Genomic DNA, 3580 nt, shown 5'->3' on the forward strand with positions numbered 1-3580 from the left:
CAGCCGACGCGACGACGCGAACGCAAGATGCAGCGGTTCAAATCGCCCGGATCAGCCCAACGGTTCCTGTCCGTTCATGCCGCCGTCCATAACACGTTCAACGTCCAGCGCCATCTCACGTCCCGCAGCACGCTCCGCGTCCTTAGAGACGACGCGTTCCGGAGGTGGCGAGCCGCGACGGAAGCATGAGCCCGAGCTGTGACTTCCGGACTTCGCGTCGCAAATTCAGGTTCCCGTGACAACGCCGCTGCAGGCAAGGCGACGGCGGCATCCTACGCAAGGCGGCTCAGATAGCGTTGCTTCCCGTGTCGCCTCGAACAACGGACGTCTGATTTGCCAGAAGCGTCCCGTTCGGCCGAAGAGGTCTGGGCCATTCGGTCCGATTTTAGATTGAGAACCGTGCTGTTCAACCCTGCATCGACACAACGCGGGACACGACAGCGGTGGGCAACTACCGGTCGTTCACTGACGGCCCGGCGAACGGGTCAACTCGACCCAACTCGACCCGAAGCGACCCCTCATCGTGCCTTGCCTCATGTTAAGATAAGCCCGGTCTTGGGGAACTCGATGACCGAAACCCGCAAGCTCGCCGCGATCCTCGCCGCCGACGTGGTCGGGTACTCGCGCCTCATGGGCGAGGACGAGGCGGGGACCGCGCGGGCGGTGCGCGAGCATCGCGAGGCGGCGGCTCCGCTTGTCGTGAGCAAGGGCGGCCGCATCGTCAAGACGACCGGCGACGGGCTGCTGATCGAGTTTTCTTCGGTGGTCGCCGCGGTCGAATGCGCGATCGCGATCCAGAAGCTCATGACCGAGCGCAACGCCGGGACGCCCGAAGACAAGCGCATCCACTATCGCATCGGCGTCACCCTAGGCGACGTGCTCGTCGAGGACGACGACATCCTTGGCGACGGCGTCAACATCACTGCGCGACTCGAAGGCATTTGCGAGCCCGGCGGCGTTTTCATTTAGGGCGCCGCGTACGAACACGTGCGGGGGCCGGGTCGAGGCGCACTTCCTCGATCTCGGCGCGAAGGACCTCAAGAGTATCGCCCGGCCGGTGCGGGTCTACGCAATCGGGACCGGGTCGGAAGGGCCGGCGTCCACCCCCTCCGCCTCCGCGCCGAACGAGCAGGAGCCGCCGCGCCTTTCCATCGTGGTCTTGCCGTTCGCCAACCTCGGCGGCGATCCCGAGCAGGAGCATTTCGTCGACGGCGTGACCGACAGCCTGACCACGGATCTCTCGCGCATCGGCGGCTCTATCGTGATCGGTCGCAACACCGCCTTCACCTACAAGGGCAGGCGCGTTGATCTCAAGCAGATCGGGCGCGAGCTGAACATCCGCTATATCCTCGAGGGCAGCGTTCAGCGGGCCGGAGCCCGGATGCGCGTCAATGTCCAGCTGATCGACGCCGAGCGCGGCAAACATCTCTGGGCGGCGCGGTTCGACAAGCCGCTCGCCGATCTTTTCGACATGCAGGACGAAATCGTCGCGCGCTTGGCAGGCGCGCTCAACACCGAACTCATCGCCGCCGAGGCGCGACGCGCGGAACAGTCGCCGAACCCCGACTCGATCGACCTCATCTTTCAAGGCTGGGCTTGGTGGAATAAGGGCGTCACGGCCGACAATCTCGCTGAGGCGCGCCGCTTGTTCGAGCGGGCGGCGGCGCTCGATCCCGCCAACGGCATGGGGCTGGTCGGCATTGCCTCCGTCAATCTAGCGGTCGCGACAATATTCCTTCCTGATGATCGAACCGCGCGGATTGCCGCCGCCGAAGAATCTCTGACCAAAGCGCTGTCCCTCGCTCCTGAGAATGCGATCGCCCATCTGTTGCTGGGGGTGGTCCAAATGCATACCAATCGCAGCCTTCAGGGCATCCGCTCCTGCGAGCGGGCGTTGGAACTCGATCGAAACTTGGCTGCCGCGCACGCGCAAATTGGCGACATCAAGCTTCTCCTCGGTCAGCCCGAGGAGACCGAGGCTCACATCCAGGAGGCGTTGCGCCTCAGTCCCCGCGACAGGGATGTCTACCTCTGGTGCATGTTCGCTGGATTGGCCAAATTTCAGCTCGGCAGGGAAGAGGAGGCGGTCGATTGGCTGCGCCGGTCGATCGAAGCCGACAGGAATTATCCGAGCTCGCATTTCATTCTGGGGGCCGCTCTGGCGCATCTCGGCGGGCTTCCTGAAGCGCTATCCGAAGCTCAGGCGGGACTGGCAATGAACCGCACTTTCACAATTGCCCGACTTCGCGCGAGCGTTCCGAGTGATAACCCTGCTAGGATCGCCGAATTGGAGCGCGTCATTGACGGCCTGCGCAAGGCCGGGGCGCCGGAGTCATGACCGCGACTCAAGCCGTGCGCAAGCGGATCGAGGTGGCGACCGACGTGGTCCAGCCGCCCAACGACAAGAACCAGGTCAAACCGATGCTGGAGAAGATCGAGGCGTTGCCTGGGGCCCTGGGCGAGGTTGAACATCTGCTGGCGGACACCGGATATTTCAGCGCTGGCAACGTAGAGGCTTGCGAGAAGGCCGGCGTCGAACCGATGATCCGATCGGCCGCCTGGACGACGTCTATCGTTCGCTGGCGGTCGAATATCTGAAGACCAGCCACAGCATCGACGACATCGGTTTGCCGATGGGGTTCAACGATGTCGCGAACTTTCGCAAAGCGTTCCGATGCCGGACCGGACAGACCCCGTCCGAAATCCGGCGGGAGGCCCCTCATGACTCACCCGCCCCCCGAAAGCCAGACCTGCGGTTATCCGGAGAATAGCTGCGCCATACGGGGCCGTCCTGTCGTCGATCATGTTCAGCATCCTTCTCTGTTTCGGCCAGTCAATACCCGGCCAGTCGCCTTCATCGACGCCGCTCAAACCGCCGACTGGCGCTTGACGGCGTTTCGAAGCACCCCGATGGGCTCGACCTCCAGTTCGATCACATCGCCATCATCGAGGAACCGGCCGGTTTCGAAGCCGCAACAGTTTCCAACAGTGCCCGAGCCGAAGAACTCCCCGGCATGAACGGTCTCGCCCTGGGACACGTAGGCAAGGATGTCTTCGAAGGAGCGCTGCCGATCTCGGCACGCGCGTTCGGATCGGCTGCCACACCTTCCGCGCCACGGGCATCACGGCCTATCTCGAAGCCGGCGGTACATTGGAGAACGCGCAAGCGATGGCGGCGCATGAGAGTCCTCGCACGACGAAACTTTATGATCGGACCGGAGACGTGATTACGCTCGATGAGGTCGAGCGGATTACGATCTAAGGGATGGCCCGAGGCAGCATCCGGACTGCCGCGACTGTGCGGCCCATCGAGATTGAAATCTCTCAGTGACCCAATTAGGCTGCCGAAGGCGCGCGTCTGGGAGGGGCCCGACCGATGAATCTCCTCTTAATAATTCTGCAATTAATTCGCTAACATTATCAAGGTGTTACGCGGACAGCCGGGGCGCGACACCTAGTCGGACCCCTAGTCGCCTCGCGCCGCCCACCGGGCATAAAAAGCCGGGCGTGCTTAGGGGCCGCCCGGAAGTCGTCATCCGGAAAGGGGAACCTGGCGGTCGGCGGTCAGGGCGGGCAGATC

The 3580-nt window shown here is 63.4% G+C and carries 5 protein-coding genes and 1 pseudogene; 5 read left to right on the forward strand and 1 reads right to left on the reverse strand.

Features of this window, described 5'->3' with window-relative positions:
* From ACLP25_RS14055 to ACLP25_RS14075, 5 genes and pseudogenes are all read left to right on the forward strand, one after another.
* Positions 1 to 189: pseudogene (locus ACLP25_RS14055) on the forward strand (IS6 family transposase); the annotation flags it as partial.
* 378 nt (positions 190 to 567) lie between these two features.
* On the forward strand, positions 568 to 969 hold the full coding sequence (locus tag ACLP25_RS14060; protein WP_442469806.1) for an adenylate/guanylate cyclase domain-containing protein: 402 nt from the start codon (positions 568 to 570) through the stop codon (positions 967 to 969).
* A gap of 88 nt (positions 970 to 1057) precedes the next feature.
* A complete protein-coding gene (locus tag ACLP25_RS14065) occupies positions 1058 to 2338 on the forward strand; it encodes a tetratricopeptide repeat protein (protein ID WP_442469807.1) in 1281 nt (426 codons plus the stop codon).
* Positions 2335 to 2598, forward strand: coding sequence for a transposase (locus tag ACLP25_RS14070; RefSeq protein ID WP_442469808.1), 264 nt, complete (start codon positions 2335 to 2337; stop codon positions 2596 to 2598). The genes ACLP25_RS14065 and ACLP25_RS14070 overlap by 4 nt, the downstream gene beginning before the upstream one ends.
* 35 nt (positions 2599 to 2633) lie before the next feature.
* A complete protein-coding gene (locus tag ACLP25_RS14075) occupies positions 2634 to 2771 on the forward strand; it encodes a hypothetical protein (protein ID WP_442469810.1) in 138 nt (45 codons plus the stop codon).
* A gap of 96 nt (positions 2772 to 2867) precedes the next feature.
* On the opposite strand, the gene ACLP25_RS14080 is transcribed toward ACLP25_RS14075, so the two are convergent.
* Positions 2868 to 3038, reverse strand: coding sequence for a fumarylacetoacetate hydrolase family protein (locus ACLP25_RS14080; protein ID WP_442469809.1), 171 nt, complete (start codon positions 3036 to 3038; stop codon positions 2868 to 2870).
* Positions 3039 to 3580 lie beyond the last annotated feature (542 nt).

Origin of the sequence: Roseiarcus sp. (assembly GCF_052145395.1) — a bacterium.
In the GTDB taxonomy this organism is placed as follows: Bacteria; Pseudomonadota; Alphaproteobacteria; order Rhizobiales; family Beijerinckiaceae; genus Roseiarcus.